Source organism: Streptomyces sp. NPDC051172 (assembly GCF_040682555.1).
Classification (GTDB): domain Bacteria; phylum Actinomycetota; class Actinomycetes; order Streptomycetales; family Streptomycetaceae; genus Streptomyces.
Window position 1 is genome coordinate 1 of the sequence record NZ_JBFBBE010000458.1, and the last position, 1076, is coordinate 1076.

At 73.5% G+C, this 1076-nt stretch carries 1 protein-coding gene; it reads right to left on the reverse strand.

All coding sequences use genetic code 11. The annotated features are described in order from the left end of the window. Positions 1-1076: cation:proton antiporter (locus AB0N07_RS51915; protein WP_365848092.1), on the reverse strand; the 1076-nt coding region annotated here is incomplete at both ends.

Here is a 1076-nt window from a genome sequence, read left to right on the forward strand (position 1 = left end):
GCGAGAGCGACCGAACGCGTCCGCGTACCGCATGAGCACCGGCCCGGCGACCGCCAGGGCGAGCACATAGGCCGTCGCGAACGCGGTCATCTCCGGTGGCACGTCACCCGCCGACGCGGCGAGCCCGGCGATCACGATGGAGAACTCCCCGCGGATCGTCAGGGCCGCCCCCGCGCGCCAGCGGCCGGCCACGCCGATCCCCGCCCCGCGCGCGGCGAGGTAGCCCGTGGCCACCTTCGTGGCGGCCGTGACGAGGGCCAGGGCCAGCGCGGCCAGCAGCACGGGCGGCAGGGTGCGCGGATCCACGCTCATGCCGAACAGCACGAAGAACAGGGCGGCGAAGAGGTCGCGCAGCGGCTCGAGCACGGCGCGGGCCTGTTTGGCGGCCGCTCCGGAGATCGCGATGCCCAGCAGGAACGCGCCCACACCCGCCGAGACCTGCAGCGCCCCGGCCACGCCTGCGACGACGAGCGCCAGCCCCAGCACCGTGAGCAGGAAGTTCTCCTGCTCGTCCGAGTGCAGCAGCCGCGAGATCTCGGGACCGTACCGCACCGCCGCCCCCAGCACGAGGGCGACGACGACGAGCGCGACGCCCGCCGCCTTCAGACCGGAGACAAAGGCGGTGCCCGCCGCGAGCGCCGTCATCACGGGCAGGTAGACCGCCATGGCCAGGTCCTCGAACACGAGCACGGACAGCAGCACGGGGGTCTCGCGGTTGCCGACGCGGCCGAGGTCGCTGAGGACCTTCGCGATGATGCCGGAGGAGGAGATGTAGGTGATGCCGCCCAGCACGAGGGCGCCCACCGGCCCCCAGCCGAGCAGCAGCCCGGCCGCCGCGCCGGGGGTGAAGTTCAGGACGATGTCCAGCACGCCGGCCCGCCAGGAGCCGCGCAACCCGCCGAAGAGCTCACGGGCCGAGTACTCCACGCCGAGCATGAGCAGCAGGAGCACGACGCCGATCTCGGCGGCCAGTCGGCTGAACTCCTCGATGGGCTCCATGGGGTTGTGCGCGACACCGGCCGCGTCGACGTGGGTGAACAGCAGACCGCCCCCGGCACCCCCTTCGGCGCTCTGCG